12 protein-coding genes are annotated in these 19871 nt (G+C 62.0%); 5 read left to right on the top strand and 7 right to left on the bottom strand.

Going from position 1 to position 19871, the window contains the following annotated elements; genetic code table 11:
• Nucleotides 1-57 precede the first annotated feature (57 nt).
• Nucleotides 58-936 carry an MBL fold metallo-hydrolase gene (locus H292_RS27430; protein ID WP_155949820.1) on the bottom strand — a complete coding sequence of 293 codons (879 nt, stop codon included), beginning with the start codon at nt 934-936 and terminating at the stop codon, nt 58-60.
• Between the two features lie 178 nt (nt 937-1114).
• Here H292_RS27430 and H292_RS0122795 point away from each other — a divergent pair, with 178 nt between their 5' ends.
• Nucleotides 1115-2578, top strand: coding sequence for an aldehyde dehydrogenase family protein (locus H292_RS0122795; RefSeq protein WP_081631893.1), 1464 nt, complete (start codon nt 1115-1117; stop codon nt 2576-2578).
• Nucleotides 2575-5469 (top strand): FAD-binding and (Fe-S)-binding domain-containing protein, encoded by a 2895-nt coding sequence (locus H292_RS27435; RefSeq protein WP_051127784.1) that lies wholly within the window; start codon nt 2575-2577, stop codon nt 5467-5469. Before H292_RS0122795 ends, H292_RS27435 begins: the two co-directional genes overlap by 4 nt.
• 1043 nt (nt 5470-6512) lie before the next feature.
• On the opposite strand, the gene H292_RS0122815 is transcribed toward H292_RS27435, so the two are convergent.
• Genes H292_RS0122815 through H292_RS0122825 form a run of 3 tightly spaced genes read right to left on the bottom strand, consistent with a single transcriptional unit; the run spans nt 6513 to nt 9243 of the window.
• Nucleotides 6513-7310 (bottom strand): amino acid ABC transporter ATP-binding protein, encoded by a 798-nt coding sequence (locus H292_RS0122815; protein WP_020112906.1) that lies wholly within the window; start codon nt 7308-7310, stop codon nt 6513-6515.
• On the bottom strand, nt 7307-8305 hold the full coding sequence (locus H292_RS0122820; RefSeq protein ID WP_081631897.1) for an amino acid ABC transporter permease: 999 nt from the start codon (nt 8303-8305) through the stop codon (nt 7307-7309). The genes H292_RS0122815 and H292_RS0122820 overlap by 4 nt, the downstream gene beginning before the upstream one ends.
• Nucleotides 8306-8322: 17 nt before the next feature.
• Nucleotides 8323-9243, bottom strand: a complete 921-nt coding sequence (locus H292_RS0122825) for a transporter substrate-binding domain-containing protein (protein WP_020112908.1) — start codon at nt 9241-9243, stop codon at nt 8323-8325.
• A 366-nt stretch (nt 9244-9609) separates the two neighbouring features.
• Here H292_RS0122825 and H292_RS0122830 point away from each other — a divergent pair, with 366 nt between their 5' ends.
• From H292_RS0122830 to H292_RS0122840, 3 genes are all read left to right on the top strand, one after another.
• Entirely contained in the window at nt 9610-11640 is a 2031-nt protein-coding gene (locus H292_RS0122830; protein ID WP_020112909.1) for an NADH:flavin oxidoreductase, read from the top strand.
• A 185-nt stretch (nt 11641-11825) separates the two neighbouring features.
• On the top strand, nt 11826-13103 hold the full coding sequence (locus H292_RS0122835) for a Glu/Leu/Phe/Val family dehydrogenase (protein ID WP_020112910.1): 1278 nt from the start codon (nt 11826-11828) through the stop codon (nt 13101-13103).
• Between the two features lie 55 nt (nt 13104-13158).
• On the top strand, nt 13159-14436 hold the full coding sequence (locus H292_RS0122840) for an aspartate aminotransferase family protein (RefSeq protein ID WP_020112911.1): 1278 nt from the start codon (nt 13159-13161) through the stop codon (nt 14434-14436).
• A 90-nt stretch (nt 14437-14526) separates the two neighbouring features.
• On the opposite strand, the gene H292_RS0122845 is transcribed toward H292_RS0122840, so the two are convergent.
• From H292_RS0122845 to H292_RS0122855, 3 genes are all read right to left on the bottom strand, one after another.
• Nucleotides 14527-15168, bottom strand: coding sequence for a GntR family transcriptional regulator (locus H292_RS0122845; RefSeq protein WP_037189017.1), 642 nt, complete (start codon nt 15166-15168; stop codon nt 14527-14529).
• 158 nt (nt 15169-15326) lie between these two features.
• The gene (locus H292_RS0122850; protein ID WP_020112913.1) at nt 15327-16814 is read right to left on the bottom strand and encodes an NAD-dependent succinate-semialdehyde dehydrogenase; all 1488 of its coding nucleotides are present in this window, start codon (nt 16812-16814) and stop codon (nt 15327-15329) included.
• On the bottom strand, nt 16811-19723 hold the full coding sequence (locus tag H292_RS0122855; RefSeq protein WP_020112914.1) for an FAD-linked oxidase C-terminal domain-containing protein: 2913 nt from the start codon (nt 19721-19723) through the stop codon (nt 16811-16813). The genes H292_RS0122850 and H292_RS0122855 overlap by 4 nt, the downstream gene beginning before the upstream one ends.
• Between the last annotated feature and the right edge of the window lie 148 nt (nt 19724-19871).

Consider the following 19871-nt stretch of genomic DNA (forward strand, 5'->3'; position numbering starts at 1 on the left):
TCTGTTTCCAACCCGCCGCATCTTCAGGTGGAAGCCAATCGTTTGGCTCGTCGAAAGCTAGCCTGACTGACGCTCGGCTGCAAGTGACATGTGCCGATACCCGGCCGACAGCGCACCGTCGAAGCGCCAGTCGATTGGCCACGGCCAAGCTCCAGACTCTACGGCGCGCTCGACGGGTACTTCGTCGCACCACAACTGACGAATCATGGCCGCGACGTCGTTGATTTCAGCTTGCTGACCTCGCGCCCACGAAAGATCAACGATCGGTCCGTGACCGGGCAACAGGAGAGATCTTGGATCTAGGAACTCGTAAATTTCGTCGAGGGCGGTGGCCCATTCAAGCGGGTAACAGTCGTCGACGTACACGGGCGGGCCGGTCGCTTCCAGTAAGTCACCCACAACCATCACGTTGGCGTCCGGGACCCACACGACCAAATCTCCCGCTGTATGCGCGGGCCCGGGGTGAACAAGTTCGACGACACGCCCGCCCATGTCGATCGATGTCCGCCTGTCGAACACATGAGAGGCGGGCTCGACGATCGCTTCCAGGATGTCCATATCTCTGGGGTCGAACGATTCGCTCCTCGCCATCGCTTGCCTCACGCGGTTCTTGAAGTAGTCGGCTGACGCCGAAGTCCGCTGGGCGGCGCGCCGAGTCGCATGAATGGGCACGTTCGGAAGCGCCGCACGGACTGCAGCATTTCCGAAGACGTGATCGAAGTGTTCGTGGGTATTGACAACGGCAGTGATCTCGCCGATGCCCAACCTTTTGACCTCTTCCAATACTGATGACATCGCCTGGGGCGACGCGTGCGTGTCAACGAGTAGAACTCCCGACATTCCGCAGATCAAAGTGACGTTCACATCGTGCCAGCCGTACCGCGCAGACCAGATGCCATCCGCCACCTCACAAAAGCCCGCATCGTACTCGAGCATCGAGCCCTGCACCCTCCTCCTACATCCGACGCCAGTAATCAGCCGTTACAACCGGAACCGTAGCAGCAGCTAGCGGGCTTGCCAATCGTTTGGTAACGTCGGGAAACCAACTCGGTCCAAAAGTTCAACAGACGCCGGGAACTGCTGCATTCGGCGCACACCATGAAGGAATCTCCGTATGCCCTCCAAGACGACTCCGAAAGTTCGAGCGGTCTCATGTGCTGTCGTAGACAGGGGAGTGCGTTTAGGTAATCGCGAATACGACACCGCACTTCGGTGCGATGTGCATGACCCGTTTACAGGTCGCCTAGTTGGCACTGTCGGTCAGGCTAGTGCCGATCAAGCCGAGCGTGCCGTCTCGATCGCTCACGACACGCTGCGGCAAAACCTGCCCGCGCATGAGCGGGCAGCCATCCTCGATCGAGTGGCAGTGACTTTGACTGGGCGACGCGAGGAGATCGCGGCTCTGATCTGCGCGGAAGTTGCGAAACCGATATCCATGGCGAGGGGAGAGGTGGATCGCGCAATCGACACCTTCCGACTTTCAGCCGCTGTTGCCCGGCTATCGGCGGGGTCTGTCGTTGCCATGGACGCGACAGCGGCCGGGGCGGGCAAGATCGCCTTCACCCAGAACTTGCCGATCGGAGTCGTAACTGCGATAACGCCGTTCAATTTCCCACTGAACCTCGTAGCGCACAAACTGGCTCCGGCTTTGGCAGCGGGTTGCCCCGTGGTGCTGAAACCAGCGCCTCAGGCACCACTGACCGCCTTCGCACTTGCGGACGTGCTGGAGTCAGCGGGCCTACCGGCGGGGTGGCTGTCGGTAGTACCAGGAAGCCCGGAGGAGATCGGCCAGGTCATCATCGAAGACCAACGTGTCGCTGCGATTAGCTTTACCGGATCCGTCCCGGTGGGTCGTCATATAGCAAGTCGAGCCACGGGCAAAAAAGTTCTACTCGAGCTGGGAAACGCCAGCCCTGCAATCGTGGACGCCGACGCCGACATCGAACTCGCTGCATCGGTATTAGCCCCGAATGCGTTCGGTTTCGCCGGCCAGACATGTGTCTCTGTACAGAGAGTGTACGTTCATGAATCCGTCCGCGACTTATTGCTGGATAGACTGATCGCTACAACCGAGAGGTTGGGCGTGGGTGACCCGACATCCGATGATGTCGTGTGTGGGCCGGTCATAGACGACCGAACAGCTGAAAAGACCCTTGCAACACTGTCCGAGGCGGTAGCCGCAGGAGCTTGTGTGCGGACCGGTGGACTGCGACGGTCAGACGGCGTTCTATTACCGACCGTCATCAGTGACGCGCCTCAAAATAGTGCGTTGATGCAGAACGAGGCCTTTGCGCCCGTAATGGGTGTGGCTACCTTCGATAATATCGAAACCGCGATCTCCATGGCCAATGATTCGGCGTACGGACTACAGGCTTCGGTGTTCACATCTGACATCACGCGAGCGCTGACCGTCATGAATGCTCTCGATTTCGGGGCTGTTCTGGTCAACGAATCGCCGTCGTTCCGTACCGACAACATGCCCTACGGCGGGATTCGCGATTCCGGAAACACAAAAGAGGGGCCGGAGTGGACAGCCTCCGAGCTGACGATCGAAAAATTGTGCATCATCGCACAATGACTACTCCAGACGGGCCTTCGGCGTTGCCGCGGTCAGCAACACGTGGCGATTCCGTGTCACTGGTCAAGTCCCTGCGCCGCGACCGAATCGCAGTGGACGATTCAGAGCTTGCTCGATCGACGTACTCATCCGACGCATCGATATACCGAGTTGCACCCGCCTGCGTCGCGTTTCCCCAGTCGAGTGAGGAGGTCGAGGCGATCGTCATTGCTTGTCGCGAGTACCGAGTCCCAATCACCAGTCGCGGGGCAGGCACGTCGATTGCAGGCAATGCCATTGGACCTGGCGTGGTGATCGACCACAGTCGGCATTTGAATCAAGTCCTGGGCATCGACCTCGACGCGTCTACCGCTCGCGTTCAAGCTGGAACCGCGCACGCGACGCTACAACGGCAAGCTTTATCCCACCAGTTGCGCTTCGGTCCCGACCCCTCATCACACAGTCGTTGCACCATCGGAGGGATGATCGGGAACAACGCCTGTGGTTCGCGCGCACTGGGATACGGCCGAACCTCGGACAACATCGCCGGACTGCATGTCCTCACCGGCTCAGGTGAGCACGTGCGTTTGGGTTCTTTGAACACCGGCAATTCATCGGATGCGGTCGATTCGCTGCGCGAGCTGACCTCGAGATCGCTTGCGACCATTCGCACAGAGTTCGGCAAATTCGGCCGACAGATATCCGGATACTCGCTCGAACACCTGTTGCCCGAGAACGGATTCGATGTCACGCGCGCATTGGTCGGGACAGAAGGAACACTAGGTGTGATACTCGAGGCCGACGTCCAACTTGTGCGTGACGCAACGTATCGCCTTTTGATCGTATTGGGATTCGAGAACATGATCGCGGCGGCTGCCGCAGTCCCGGAAGTCTTGCGCTTCCCCGTCATCACCTGCGAAGGTTTGGATCGCCGAATCACCGATGTAGTGAGCGCCACCCGGGGACCGTCTGCGGTACCTGACATGCCCCGCGGCGGTGGCTGGCTCTTCGTGGAAGTTGTCGGCGAAACCGCCGGCGAGCTACACGATCTAGTCGACGCGATTCGGGTGGCAACCAACCCACTCGGCGCCCGCGTGGTCGACTCGGCTGCAGAAATGGCCGCCTTGTGGAAAATCCGTGAAGACGGATCCGGCTTGGTTGCACGTTCGGAGAGCGGTAGGCCAGCGCATGCGGGCTGGGAAGACGCGGCGGTTCCTCCCACGCAATTGGCGAATTATCTAGCAGAATTCGAAGAACTCCTTGCCGATTACCGATATCACGGTGTGCCATACGGCCACTTCGGCGACGGGTGCGTGCACGTGCGAATCGACTTCGACTTCACCGACCATTCCGGCCGTGATCGATTCGGACAATTTCTCATTGACAGCGCTGAATTGGTTGCCGTTCATGGGGGTTCCATGTCCGGAGAACACGGAGACGGCCGTGCGCGAAGCGACCTGCTCAAGTACATGTACTCGCCCAATGCCCTGGCCTTGTTCGGCGCGGTCAAACATCTTTTCGATCCTTTGGGTCTTTTGAATCCGGGGGTGATCACCGACCCCGCGCCAGTTGCCCGCGACATCCGGTACGAAAAAGCACCACTCGTCACGGTCGATCTTGGCCTTCTCTACGCTCACGACTCCGATGGGTTGGTCGGTGCGGTACATCGCTGCACGGGAGTTGGGCGGTGCGTGGCACCTAACCCAGGTGCGTCGGTCATGTGCCCGTCGTTCCAAGCCACACACGATGAGAAGGACTCCACCCGTGGTCGAGCGCGCGTTCTTCAGGACGCGCTGACTGGAAGTCTCGGGCGCGCCGGAATATCGAGCCCGGCCGTTCGCGACGCACTGGATCTTTGCCTGTCGTGTAAGGGTTGTCGGAGTGATTGCCCGACGGGCGTAGATATGGCGGCCTACAAATCAGAGGTCCTATTCCAGCAGTACAAGCGGAAACTCCGGCCACTAACCCACTACACGCTCGGTCAACTCCCCCGATGGCTCGGTTTCGCACGACGAATACCGCACGTTGTCAACGCGGTCGGCCAGATCACGGTACTTCAACCGATTATCAAGAGATCGATGGGAATGGACACTCGCAGGCCACTTCCTCAACTCACGACAGCCTCTAGCCGACGCCGGTGGCAGTCTGCAGTCGGCAGATCCGGCACCGGACCATCGAACGCAAAAGAAGTCCTCTTGTTCGTCGATTCGTTCAGCGACAGCTTCTCGGCCGAAATCGTTTCCGCAGTCGTCGAGGTTCTGAGTGACGCCGGGTATCGGATTCATCTTCCGTCCACCCCTGTTTGTTGTGGCCTGACGTGGACCTCAACCGGCCAACTCGACGGTGCGCGGTCCCGGATGCTGAAGACTGTCCGTACCCTCGCCCCCTATGCGGAGCTCGGTATTCCAATCTTAGGAATCGAACCGTCTTGTACCGCCGCGCTGCGGTCAGACCTAGGTGACCTTGTCGACTCGACTGCTGCACGCACCGTCGCATCCGCGACGGTGACGCTTGCCGAGTTGCTCAACCGAGACGAAACCTTCGTACCTGTAGACCTCACCGGCCTACAGATACTTGCTCAGCCCCACTGTCACCATCACGCCGTAATGGGCTGGGAACAAGACCGCCAGCTGCTCGAGTCGGCTGGTGCCCATGTCCGGACTGTCGGAGGGTGTTGCGGACTGGCTGGAAACTTCGGAATAGTACCCGAGCATCACGATGTCTCGCGTGCGGTCGCAGAAACTCAACTGCTGCCCGGAATTCGCGATCTTCCAACAGACGCGGTCCTCCTCGCCGACGGATTCTCGTGCCGCACCCAGGTCGAGATGTTTTCCGACCGGAGCGCGTACCACCTTGCCCAACTACTTGCTGGCCGGGCGACACCTGACAGTAGCGCGCAAAAGTCTGGCTGACTCTGCGCGCTGTAGTCATGCCCACTTACGACGCCAAACATTGACATGTGCCCCAACTGTCTTACATTATCCATACTGTAGTCGCGTCTCCCCCGGGCCGAATCGAACACGTCGTTGAGGAGGTAAGCACCATGAAGCCAGGCCGGAATCAGGTGCATCAACATGTCCCGTCGAATGCGCCGATCGCCGCCGGTCTGACCACGGAGGAGAAACAGATGCTGCAGTTCGCGCGGATATGGGCACCATATGGAGGCCCTTCCAGCGAGGACTTGTACGTCGCGTTCGGTCTATCCCGAATCCAGTTCAACGAACGAATCGCGTCAGCCCTTGCTCGCTCCGGGACGTCCAGCCCGCCTTCTCCGGCGACAGATCGACCGGCCAAACCTGAGACTGTCCGAACGCGTCGACAGAGTGCAACCGAGTGAACAGTCGAGGTTCGTTGTTGTTCGGCTCAGGCGACGAGCCGGTGTCCGGCTGGATGCACGATCAGTCGGCTCGCTCAGTTTCGCGAGAATCAGGTTGCCGGCGAGCAAATCACCCGCGTCTGACCCAAGGTTCGGGCCTGCAAAGGCCGACAGCCTAAGAACACCGCAGGGGTCGCGGCATTTTCATCTAGTAACCGTGCCGGTGTGATCGGCGACGCACGAATAGGCGATGCGTCGGATGTGGCGGACCAATCTGCGACTAGTGCCCGCTACTGTAGCTTGAACTGTTATTCGCGCCTCGCTGTCTCGGTGCCACCTGTGCGGCGGTAACGGCCATCATCGGCGTACCTGTTGCCGCGTGAGCGAAATACCGAGAACTGCGTGCACTTCCAGGCGCTTGGATCGTAAGGTGCTTGCTTGTCGCATAGTCGTTCGAAGCGATGCACGTGAGTCGGCTCACAGCTGTTTCAGACGGACGCTGGTGACGCGCCCCGAAGAGACGTGAGGCTTCCCCCAGGTCGTGGGCAGGTGGTCCGCGTGCAGTCGGCGGCTAACTAGTCGTCGATTGCGGAAGGCCGGGTACTTTAGCGTCCGCCAGCTACACGGCTCAGATTCGTTTCACAGCAGATTCCGAAGGAACGCTTTGGTGTCGTCATGGCTCGGGTTGTCTATCACCTGAGACGGTGGCCCCTGTTCGACGATTCGCCCGTTCGACATGAAGACCACCTTGTCGGCGACTCCCCTGGCGAAGCCCACTTCGTGTGTCACTACAAGCATGGTCATACCGCTTTTGGCGAGGCCTTTCATGACGTCGAGGACTTCCCCGACCAGTTCTGGATCGAGGGCGGATGTGGGTTCGTCGAAAAGCATGACAGCCGGATTCATCATGAGTGCGCGGGCGATGGCAACTCGCTGCTGCTGCCCACCGGACAGCGTTCCCGGGTAAGCATCTGCCTTGGCCGCGAGTCCGACCTGTTCGAGGTGCCGCCGGGCGTCTTCGAGACACGGACCCTTGTCGCGTCCGGAAACTCGTAGCGGGGCTTCCATGAGATTTTCGAGCACCGTCATGTGTGGGAACAGGTTGAATGACTGGAAAACCATGCCGATGTTTGCGCGCTGCGCGGCTGCGCGGCGGGGAGTCAGCTCGAAGAGTTTTCCTGCTTTCATGCGGTGACCGACTACTTGGCCGTCAACGACGACGGCCCCGGCGGTCGGTCGTTCGAGGTGGTTGATGCAGCGCAGCATCGTGCTCTTCCCGGATCCTGAGCGACCGAGTATGGCCACCACGGTGCCGCGTTCGACCTCCAGGTCGATACCGTCGAGGACGGTGAGTACGCCGAAGCTTTTGTGCAGTCCGCAGATTCGGACGATCGGATCCTCGACGGAGGTGCGGTGGTCGATTTCGTTGACGGTCATGGATCCACCTTCGGTGTGCTGTTGTTCAGTTGCTGATTGTGAAGCGGTTCACGACTCTTGGCTCGATTACGCATACGTAATCTTGGTTTCAGGGCTGTCTGGCTGGAGCTTCTGATCCCGCGGCCGTAGTACCGTTCGATGTACCGCTGGATGACGGTCAGGATGGTCGTGCAGAGCAGGTACCAGATGGACACCACGATCAGCAGTGGGATCGTCTGGAAGTTTTGCGAGTAGATCAGCTGCGCTGAATACAGCAGATCCGGTAGGGCGATGATGCTGACCAGCGTGCTGTACTTCAGCATTCCGATGACTTGGTTGCCGGTGGGCGGGACGATTACCCGTAACGCTTGAGGCAGGATGATTCGGCGGAACGCGAGGAATTGGTTCATGCCGAGAGCTCGTGCGGCCTCGGTTTGGTTCTGCGACACGGCCAGTAGCCCGCCGCGGATGATCTCGGCCATGTACGCGGCCTCGTTCAAGCTCAATCCGAGCAGTGCCACGACCCAGACCGTCAGGACGGTGTTCGACTCGAATCCGAAGATTTCGGGTCCACCGAATGGCAGCACAAGGCCGATTCGTGGGTACAGGGCTGCGAGGTTGAACCAGAAGATCAACTGGATCAACAGCGGTGTTCCACGAAAGAACCAGAGGTAGGCATTAGCACACGTGGACAGCACTCTGTTTTCCGAGAGCCGGCAGGTGGCGACGACAATGCCCAGCACGATGCCGACCGACATGGCGAAGGCAGTCAGAAGCAGTGTTCGTCCTAGGCCGGTGAGGATTCGGTCGTCGAACAGGTAGCTGCCGACGATGCCCCATTCGTAATTTTTGTTGGTGACTACCGAGTAGCCGAAACAGACAGCGAGGAACAGAAGTAGCAGGGCGGATAGCGCCCGGAACGGATGCCGAAGTGGGACGATCTCGGTCGGTGGAAGTGCGGTGGGATCGAGTCGTGTGTCGTCGGAGGTGTCGGCCGCAGCCAGGGTATTGCTCATGTCGGATCCTTGTTTGCTCACTGGCCTGCGAGTTGGCTGGTCTCGGTGTAGGTCTTACTGGCTTCGATAGGGCCGAGACCGGCGACGAATTCGTCGAGGATCGCCTGGTAGCGGCCGGATTCGATGAGGTGATCGATGGCCTTGGAGTAGGCGTCCGCGAACGCGGCACCGTCGGCCGTCTTCTGGAACGCGACACCGGTCTCGACGGTGGGACCGAAGCCGAGAGGAGTGATCTTGAACTTGTCGCCGGTCTGATCGAGGACGTAGGCGGCTTGTCCGTCGGTGGTGAGGTCGACGTCGACGCGGTTTTCGCTCAGTGCCAGGTTGACCGTGCTCTGATCTTGGAATGTAGTGACCTGGGTGCCTTGCTTCCCGGCAGCTTCACATTCGGCCACGACGTCGTTAGCCGCGGCTGCTTCGTTGGTCCCGATCATCACTCCGATGTTCGAGCCGCACGCATCCTGGATCGATGAGTAGGTGTCCCGCGGGTTCTCCGTGGAGGTCAAGAATACGTTGGAGGTGGTGTGGTTGACGGCGAAGTTGACTCGTTCCACCCGCTCGGGCCGTACGGCGACCTCGCCGACCCCGGCGTCGTAGCGACCGGCCTCGAGTCCCGTGAGGATGCCGTCGAACGGAATCATCGTGTAGTTGACCGTCAGTCCCATCACGGCCGCCGCTTCGTTCATCAGCGCGACCTCCCAGCCGCTGGGTTGGCCGTCGGATCCGGGGGCGATGACTGCCGGCGCGTACGCAGCGGCTCCGATGGACAGTTCGCCCTTCGAGCTGATCGCGGCGGGCACGAGGTCGGCGATCTCAGCCACTCGCGCCGATTCGGCCGAGGTGCTCGGTGCCGGATCGGAATTTCCACAGGCAGCGGTGGCGGTGATGGCAACCACGCCGACACATGCGGCAGCGGTTCTGATGAGCCTGAGTTTCATGAGCTTCTCCTGATGGGGCGGTACACGAACCGGTACCGGTTGCCGTGGGCTTGGTCTGGGCGTACGCGGACAGTGACGGTCGCCGGGCGGGCACGGTGATCTGAGTCACTCCGGCATACTGTCTCACAGTTATACATGAACGGCACCCATCATGGAGCGTTAGTTGATCGTGCTCGTGTTTTTGGGGTAACAGTTGCGTTAAACGTATAACTGTCGCACTGTTATACACAGCGGTGTTACGCTCGACGAGAGCCTGCGGTCAGCCCCCGGCGGCTCGCACATACCGCTTCAGATCTCGCAGACACCTCAGCTCTCCGGGGAGTCGCGAAATCATCTTTCGAGACGCTGAATACGAAAGGCTCACCTATGGATCCGCTTCTGGAACCACTCACGATCAAAGGCGTGACCCTGAAGAATCGCATCTTCACCACCGCCCACGCACCGATGGGCTTCGTGCCCGAGTCCGGCATCCCGGACGAGAGGTACGTGCGATACCTGGAAGAGAAAGCGATCGGTGGTCAGGGCCTGATCATGTTCGGCGGTTCGAGCTTCGTCTCGGCTGACTCGCACAGTCATTTCGGTGCGTTCGACGCAGGCGTGGACGAGATCATTCCCTGGTACCGGACCGTGGCAGATCGCCTCCACGCGCACGGCGCGAAGGCGATGGTGCAGATCAGTCACCTCGGGCGGCGAGCAGACGACCGAGTCGACTTCCTCCCGACCATCGCACCCTCCCCGATCCGTGAGCGCGCGCACCGCAGCTTTCCCAAGCCGATGGAAGATCACGACTTCACGCGCGTGTTGAAGGCGTACGCCGCCGCGGCTCGCCGCGTGCGCGACGGCGGGCTCGACGGCGTGGAGATCGCGGCCATGAGCGGTCACCTCCCCGACACGTTCATCGCCCCCCGCGCCAACCAACGCACCGACGAATACGGTGGCAGCTTCGAGAACCGAATGCGGTTCTTGCTGCAGGTCGTCGACACCGTCCGAACCGCAGTGGGACCGGACTTCATCGTCGCGATCCGTATACCGGGTAAGGAAGCATCGGCCGAAGGCCTGTCCGAGGACGAATGCGTTGCCATTGCGCAACGGCTCTCGGAAACCAAGCAACTCGACTTCTTCAATGTCATGTACGGAAGTGGTTTCACCCACCGGGAGCTAGGTCGACAGATTCCCTCCTCCGGTACCCCCTTGGGGGTCTACCTACCCATTGCCGAACGCATCCGGGCCGCGGTGAGCGAACCCGTCTTCCACGCCGGCCGAATCGCCGACCTCGCCACCGCTCGGTACGCGCTCCGCGAAGGTCTCATCGACATGGCCGGGATGACGCGTGCCCACATCGCGGATCCGCACATCGTCCGCAAACTCGAGGCCGGCGAAGAACATCGCATTCGGCCGTGCGTGGGAGCCAGCTTCTGCCTCAACGGCAGGGAGATGCAATGCATCCACAACCCCGCAACTGGGCGCGAGTCCACTATCCCGCAACTGATCTCGCGCGGCACGCAGCATCTGCGCGTCGTTGTCGTCGGAGGCGGGCCCGCGGGCCTCGAAGCTGCCCGAGTTGCCGCCGAACGCGGTCACGACGTCTCACTGTTCGAGGCGGGCAGCCTCATCGGTGGTCAGGTGCTCACCTTGTCGCGCACGCACCGTAATTCGGAAAAACGATCCATCACCGAATGGCTCGCAGAAGAAGCCAAGCTGGCAGGTGCCCGGATCAAACTCGGTGCCTATATGGATGGGGCCGACGTTCTCGCCGAAAGCCCACAGGTCGTCATCATCGCCGCCGGCGGAATGCCCAACACCGCACTGCCCGAGGGCGGAGACGAGCTCGTCGAGACTTCCTCCGACGTACTCAACGTCGCCGCGCCGGCGAACAAATCCATTCTGATCTACGACGACAACGGCGGCGAGCATGCCTTGGTGGTAGCCGAGCACCTGGCAACTGGCGCTGGAAACAGCATCGAGTTCGTCACCTACGACGAGGCGGTCGGCCACGACGTCGGACATACCATCATCGCGGAATACCGCAAAATTCTCTACGACGGTGGAGTACACGTCACGCCGGATCAAGAACTCCGGGGCGTCAAACGAGTCGACGGCAAGCTCACGGCAACGCTCCGCAATACGATGACCGACGAAATCTCCACGAGAGTGGTCGACAAAGTCGTCGTCGAGCAGGGAACCACACCGTTCATTGACGTCTACGACGAGCTCCGAGAGCAGTCGAGCAATCGCGGAGAGATCGACCTCGACGCGTTCGTAGCGGGCACCGCCCAGCCCGTCGATCCAGACGCGCCGGACGACTCGTTCCGCCTTTATCGCGTTGGAGATGCGATCTCGCACAGAGGGATTCACGCGGCAATCTTCGATGCTCGCAGATTGTGCATGAATCTCTGAGCCCACCGCGGCCAGCTTCGACCGGTCTCGATGGCCTGACTATCGGGACCGGGCAGGACACGGCCGCCGACATACCCCACCTCTTCGAAGCCTGACATCCATCGCACCATCTACTGCCTCCCGTGAGGCTGTCGCGGTGGACGGGTTGGGGCATCGACACTCACATCTCCTGAAAGGCTTGTGCCTTGACTACTGCATCTGCTGCCGCCACGGCCGTGGTGAACGCCGGCCCACTCGACGACGCACTGAGACAACTTTCCGCCGCCGTCGAGCTGCTCGCCTACGATGAGGGCTTACATCAGCTCTTGGCAAAGCCGCGACGTGAAATGGCAGTCTCGATACCGCTGCGACGCGACGACGGGACTGTCGAAGTACTGACGGGTTACCGCGTGCAGCACAACTTTTCGCGCGGGCCGGCCAAGGGCGGACTCCGCTACAGTCCCGACGTCACGCTCGACGAGGTACGAGCCCTCGCGATGTGGATGACGTGGAAGTGCGCGCTTCTCGACGTACCGTACGGCGGTGCGAAAGGCGGGATCACTCTCGACCCGGCCAACTATTCGACCGCCGAACTCTCGCGGGTCACGCGCCGGTACACCAACGAGATCCTGCCGATCATCGGTCCCGACACCGACATTCCGGCACCCGACATCGGCACCGACGAGCAGACCATGGCCTGGATCATGGACGCCTACTCCACCAGCGTCGGCCATACCGTTCCGGCAGTGGTCACCGGAAAACCTGTCAATCTCGGGGGATCTCTGGGGCGACAGTCCGCGACATCGCGCGGGGTGGTTCACATCGCACTCGCAGCCCTGGCCTACCGCGGGGCGACACCGTCACGCGCGAGCGCAGCAGTGCAGGGATTCGGCAAGGTGGGATCGGGCAGCGCGCAATTCCTGGCCGAAGCAGGCGTGCAGGTGATCGCCGTGTCCGACCGATATGGCGCCGTGCACAACAAAGCCGGGCTCGACATCGCAGCGTTGCAAGCTCACGTCGCACAAACTGGTTCCGTTGTCGGATTCGTCGGCGCAGACACCATCGACTCGGACGATCTCCTCACCCTCGACGTCGATCTACTGGTACCCGCCGCAGTGGAAGGTGTGGTGAATGCAGCCAACGCCCACCGGATCCAAGCATCCATCGTCGTCGAAGGCGCGAATGGGCCCACCACGTCCGAAGCGGACGAAATCCTCCACGCTCGCGGCGTTCTCGTCGTCCCCGACATACTCGCGAACGCCGGCGGCGTGATCGTCTCGTACTTCGAGTGGGCACAAGGCAATCAGGCGTACCAGTGGACCGCCGACGAAGTCGAACAACGTCTCGAAAGCCGGATGAAACAAGGGTGGAAGTCGGTCCTCGACACCGCCACCCGGCGAGATCTGACACTGCGACAAGCAGCGACCGTCACCGCAGTCAGCCGCGTCGCCGAGGCCCATCTGACCCGCGGCCTGTTTCCCTGACCACTTCTCGCACACCCGAACACCATCCACGTCCGAAACTTCGAAAGGTATACCTATGGCCAGCCTCAGCCCTGCACTCAAGCAGGCCACCCCGGTGATCGTCGACCACGCGAAGGGGAGCTGGATCTACGGCACCGACGGTGGCGAGTACTTGGACTTCACGACCGGAATCGGTGTCACCAGCACCGGTCACTGCCACCCGGCCGTCGTCGAAGCGGCGCGAGAGCAGGTCGGAAAGATCATCCACGCTCAGTACACGACGGTCATGCACACACCGTTGCTCGAACTGACCGACAAACTCGGTGAAGTACTACCGACCGGACTGGACTCGGTGTTCTATGCCAATTCCGGATCGGAAGCTGTCGAGGCAGCAATCCGGCTCGCGCGCATGGTGACCGGCCGCCCCAACATCGTCGTCTTTCAAGGCGGGTTCCACGGCCGAACCGTCGCGGCCGCATCACTGACCACGGCAGGCACGAAATTCTCGGCAGGGTTCTCCCCGTTGATGTCCGGTGTGCACATGGCTCCGTTCCCCTACGCCTACCGCTACGGACTGGACGAGAACAGCGCCGTCGAGTTCGCGATCCGCGAACTGGACTACGTGTTCAAAACGCGTGTCGCCCCGAACGACACCGCTGCCTTCCTCATCGAGCCTGCGCTCGGCGACGGCGGCTACATACCCACTCCTCCGGCTTTCCTCGAAGCGCTGCGCGAGCGAGCCGATCGGTACGGCATCCAGCTGATCATTGACGAGGTACAGGCGGGAGTAGGTCGCACCGGAAAGTATTGGGGGCACCAACATTCGGCCGCGACACCCGACATCATCGTCACCGCCAAGGGAATCGCGTCCGGCTTCCCCATCTCGGCGATCGCGGCGTCGGAAGTGACCATGTCCAAAGCGTGGCCCGGATCGCAGGGCGGAACCTACGGCGGCAACGCAGTAGCCGCGGCAGCCGGAGTAGCAACACTCGGTGTCATCGAGAAAGAGGGCCTGGTCGAGAACGCCCGCCGCCGCGGTGATCAGCTGCAGGCCGCACTCAAGGCCGTCCAGTCACGCTTCCCCGGGATCGGTGACGTGCGCGGGGTCGGTCTGATGCAGGGAATCGAGTTCACCACCCCCGAGGGCGAGCCCGACGCCGGAACTGCGGCGGCGGTGCAGAAGGCCACCACCGACCAGCAGCTTCTCACCCTGACCTGCGGACCCGAGGGCAACGTCGTGCGGCTGATTCCGGCGCTGGTGGTCACCGAAGACGAGATCACGCTCGGCGTCGAACGCTTCGAGGCGGCCCTCGCCGCTGTCGTCGGTGCGGTACCGGCTGGTACCTCGGCCTGATCGCGCTACCCCACAGCTCGGCCCCGTCACGTCCAGATTCGTGACGGGGCCGTTTCCATCGGCTCACGACCGTGATTCACCGCTGGTGGGCTACTGATCGGACTCGAAATTCGCGACAGCCTGCGCGAGGTGGCGCCGCATCGTGTCCGTCGCGCGGGCGACATCCCCGGAACGGATGTCGTCGAGCAGGAGCCTGTGCTCGGTCGCCAAATCCTGCGGATTCGGGTACCAGCGCTGCAATTGCGCAAGGCACAACTGCATTTCGTCTTGCAGCGACGCATAGATGCGACTCAGACGTGCGCTGCCTGCAGCATCGATGAGTGCAACATGAAACGCAGTGTGGGTCTCGACTCGGACACCCCAGCTGGCGTCATCGGGCATCGATTCCATCAATCCCAGACACCGCTCGGCCTCGTCCAGCGGATACGAGTTCTCGATGATCACGCGGATGCCCTCCATCTCGAGTGGCCCACGGACGAAATAGAGGTCCTCGACATCGCTGTTGTCGAATTGCGGAACGATCAACGATCGCCCCTGGGACTGCTCCGCGAGGTGACGCCCGACCAGTACCTGCAACGCCGACCGCACGGTCGGTCGGGCGACGCCGAACCGTGCCGCGAGCGCGGTCTCGGTCAGCGGTTCTCCCGGCCGGAGGTCACCCCCGAGGATCTGGTTGCGGATCTCCGCGACCAACGCATCGCGTGTGCTCGTGATCTGCAACGATACCGACATCATTCTCCTTGTTTGACCGACTCTCAGTCATACGGTAACTCACGGTTGGTCATCACGTGGCCTCGCCGCCGCCCGGGCATGTACAAGCAAACAACGGCCCGTCCGGTGACCGATGTTCGTCGTTCACAGGACGGGCCGATGGTGTGACTCGGTACAGGTCAGAGGCCTCGTCGGCGAGGCACGGCGAAGTACTTGTACTCGAGGAATTCGTCGATGCCGATTTTTCCTCCTTCACGGCCCAGGCCGGACTGCTTGACCCCACCGAACGGCGCGGCGGGGTTGGACACCAATCCGGTGTTGACCCCGACCATTCCGACTTCGAGACGCTCACTGAGGTCGAAGGCACGATCGACGTCCTGCGTGAAGATGTATCCGACCAGACCCCAATCGGTGTCGTTGGCAATACGGATCACCTCGTCCTCGTCGTCGAAGGTGATGACCGGTGCCACTGGGCCGAAAATTTCGGTCTGCATCAAGGCCGAATCGGTGGGGACGTCGGCCAGCACGGTCGGTGGGTAGAAGTACCCCGGGCCGTCCGGGAGAGCGCCTCCGGTGATCGTGCGCGCACCACGACCGACCGCATCGTCGACCAGACGCTGCACCTTGCCGCGCCCGTCTTCGTCGATCAGTGGCCCCACCTGCACTCCGTCGTCGAGGCCGTTGCCGACGACGAGCGAGCTCATCCGATCGGCGAGCCGGTCGGCGAATTCGGCCGCGATGTCACGGTGGACGTACATGCGGTTCGCGGCAGTGCACGCCTCGCCCATGTTGCGCATCTTGGCCACCATCGCTCCCTCGACGGCGGTGGTGATGTCGGCGTCGGCGAACACGATGAACGGTGCGTTGCCGCCCAACTCCATCGACGAGCGCATGACCGTGTCGGCAGCTTGGCGCAACAGCAGCTTGCCGACCTCAGTGGATCCGGTGAAGCTGATCTTGCGGGCCTTTCCGCTCGACATCCACGAGGTCACCACCGACGACGCATCGGTGGTGGTCACGACGTTGAGCACGCCCGCCGGCAATCCGGCCTCGTGCAGGATCGACGCGAGGGCCAAGGAGGTGAGCGGGGTCTGCTCGGCCGGCTTGAGCACCATCGTGCACCCGGCGGCCACGGCCGGGGCGATCTTGCGAGTGCCCATAGCAAGAGGAAAATTCCAGGGCGTGACCAGCACACACGGGCCGACGGGCTCACGGGTGACGATGATGCGATTCGCGCCGTCGCCGGTGGTGGTGTGATCGCCGGAGATCCGCACCGCCTCTTCGGAGAACCACCGCAGGAATTCTGCGGCATAGGCGACCTCGCCCTTGGCTTCGGCCAGGGGTTTGCCCATCTCGGAGGTCATGATCTCGGCGAGCCAATCTTTGCGCTCGAGCACGAGGTCGAATGCACGGCGGAGGATTTCGCTGCGGTCACGTGGAGCCGTTCGTGCCCACTCGACCTGGGCTGTGACGGCTGCGTCGAGTGCGCGCTCGGCGTCGGTGGCGCCACCGTCGGAGATGACGGCGAGGATCTCCCCGGTGGCCGGGTTCTCGACCTCGAAGGTGCCGCCGTCGGCCGCCTCGCTCCAAGTTCCGCCGATGAACAGCCCGGTGGGGACTTCGAGGCCGGTGTCGGCGGAGGTGACGAATGCTTCCACTGTGGTCATTGCTGTGTTTCTCCTTGGGGTCGAGGGTCGATCATCTGGGCCAGATGCGACGAGGCCCCGGGTGTAGGGTCCTCGTTGATCTGTCGAACCTGCATGTGGCAGCTGAATCCGTCGGTGAGGACGACGGCGTCTTTCGATGCGTTCAGGGCCGGTTCGAGGGCTTGTTTCGCGACCTGCATGCTGGTGTCGAAGTGGTTTTTCTCGAATCCGAAATTTCCTGCCACACCGCAGCACCCGGTGGCCTCGCGCACGGTCGCGACGCCGACCGCGTGCAGTGCGCGTTGCTGGGTCTGGGCACCGAACACTGCGTATTCGTGGCAATGCGTCTGCACGGTGACCTCGGCAGGTACCGCGCGCGGCGGCACCCATCCACGTTCGGTCTGAGCGGTCACGTGTTCTGCAAAGGTTCGGATGCGCGCCGATACCCGTCGGGCGGCGTCGGAATCGACCAGCTCGGGCAGATCTTTCCTGAGTGCGGCAGCGCAGCTCGGTTCGGTCACCACGATGGGACGACTGCTGCCGTCGTCGAGAGCGTCGGCTGTCGCAGCGAGCTGCTTGCGGGCGCGTGAGAGCTGGCCGGTGGAGATCCACGTCAGCCCACAACACAGGTCGGTGCGAATCTCCGGGCGATGCCGCGCGTCTTCGAGCACGCGCTTCGCTGCTCCGGCCACTTCGGGTCGGAAGCCCTGGGTGAAGCTGTCGACGAACAGAACGACGTCACTGCCCGGCGTGGTGGTCGATCCGATCATTTTGTTCAGCGTGCGCCGGGATGCGAACGGTGGGAGATCGCGTTCGGTGGTCAGACCTCCCATACGCAAGATCATCGACTTCAACGGTGTCGCAAGTGCGGCATTGACCACTGGAGCGATCCGAGAGGTGATCTTCAACCAAAAGGGCAGCCAGCCCAACGAGTAGTGCGCCATTGGGCGCCGTCGAGCCGAGTAATAATGGTCGAAGAATTCGGATTTGTAGGTCGCCATGTCCACCCCGGTGGGGCAGTCGGTCGAACACGCCTTGCACGACAGACACAGGTCCAGTGCCTCTCGGACCTCCTCAGATCGCCAACCCTCGTCGGTCGTTCGTGAGCCGCGAATCATCTCCTGCAGAACGCGGGATCGGCCGCGGGTGGAGTCCTTCTCGTCCCCGGTCGCGCGATAGCTCGGGCACATCACCCCACCGGAGTGCGACCTGCATCTCCCGACGCCGATGCAGCGCTGGACCGCGTCGGCAAACGCGCCATCATTTGATTTGCCCACCTCGTGCAGCGCGAAGCTGGTGCGCCAGGGGAGAGTCGGGACCCCGTCGAGCGCCAGATCGTCTGTCGCAGCGGGTGGATCGACGATGATGCCGGGGTTGAGGATGCGCGTGGGATCGAAGATCTCTTTGAAGCGCACGAAGGCCTCGATCATGTCCGGGGAATACATGGTGCCCAACAAGGCCGACCGCGCTCGTCCGTCACCGTGCTCCCCCGACAGTGTGCCGCCGTGGCCGACGACGAGCTCGGCGGCTGCTTGAAGGAAGTCGGCCATCGCCGTCCGTCCTTCCGGTGAGCGCTGATCGAAGGTGATGCGGATGTGCATGCAGCCTGCGCCGAAGTGTCCGTACATCACACCGACCAGGCCGAACCTCGACAGCAGAGCGCGCAGATCCACCAAGTAGTCGGCCAAATTTTCGGGTGCGACCGCCGAATCTTCCCATCCTGGCCACGATGCGATACTTCCTGTGCCGTCGGGCAATTCGAGGCGTGAGGACAAGCCGGCACCGTCCTCGCGTACTCGCCACAGCTTTGCCCGGGAGGCGGCATCGCGCACTTCGCGGCCGTCGAGTACGCGGCCGTGCTGCTTGAGTTTGTCGAGCAATATCCGTCCCTGTTCGGCGACGGATTCGATGTCCGCGCCGTCGAGGTCGACGTACAACCACGCGTGTCCGGGCGGAAGCTCGGACACTGCGTCCGCGCCGCGCCTGGCCCTCATGGTGTCGACGATGAGCTCGTCGATGCCTTCCACTGCTGCCGGCGCGAACTCGAGAATGGTCGGGACATCGCGTGCGGCGTCGACGACATCGTTGTATCCGAGAATCAGCAGGAGTGCAGACGGCGAGACATCGACCAGACGGACCGTGGCGGCAACGACGACCGCGCACGCGCCCTCACTGCCGGCCAACGCTCGTGCGATGTCGAAGCCGTTCTCTGGCAACAGATGTGACAGATGAAAGCCCGATACCTGACGGGGAATTCTTCCCAGCTCGAGCCTGAAGATGGCGAGGTTGTCCGATGCGAGGCTGCTCAACTCGCGGGAGATCTGGGCGGCGCGCGCCACTGCTGCCGTGTCGCCTGGATCGGTGGCGTGCAGCCCGGTTCTTGTTGCGGTGACCTGAGCTCCGTCGGCCAGAACCAGGTCGAGGGCCACCACGTGGTCTGCCATCCGGCCGTGTCGGACGGAGTGGTTGCCACACGCATCGTTCGCGATCGAACCGCCCACCGTTGCGCGAGATTTGCTCGACGGATCCGGCGCGAACGTGAGCTCACCTCCCGAGACATTCTCTGCAGCACCGGCCAGTTCGCTGAGGATGACGCCGGGTTCGACGACGGCGGTCTTGGCGGCGGTATCGACCGAGACGATGTTGTTCATGTAGCGGGAGAGGTCGATGACGAGGCCGTCACCGACAGCGTTGCCGGCCATGGACGTCCCGCCGCCTCGCACTGTCAACGCGATGCCGCCTGCGTGACAGAGCCGGACGAGCTCGGCGACCTCGGCCGCCGAGCGCGGGAACGCCACCGCGCCAGGTGCGACCCGGTAGTTGGAGGCGTCGTAACTGTATTCGGCCCTGCGTCTTTCACTGAAGTCCACCTGTGCTGCCGCCGACTCGAGCAGCGTGACGAACTGCGTGTCCAAGGCGTGCACGGTCACAGAAAACCTCGATTTCGACTGTGAGAACTGCGTAAGCCGAAGACCGTTTACGCTCTTACAGTAAGACTGTATAACAGTGAATTGTCAACCGATACCGTCGGCGCAGGATTAGGGGTGTTGATGAAAATTCCGATTCTGTACCTCTATG

Source organism: Rhodococcus sp. 114MFTsu3.1, from assembly GCF_000383555.1.
GTDB lineage: Bacteria > Actinomycetota > Actinomycetes > Mycobacteriales > Mycobacteriaceae > Rhodococcoides > Rhodococcoides fascians_E.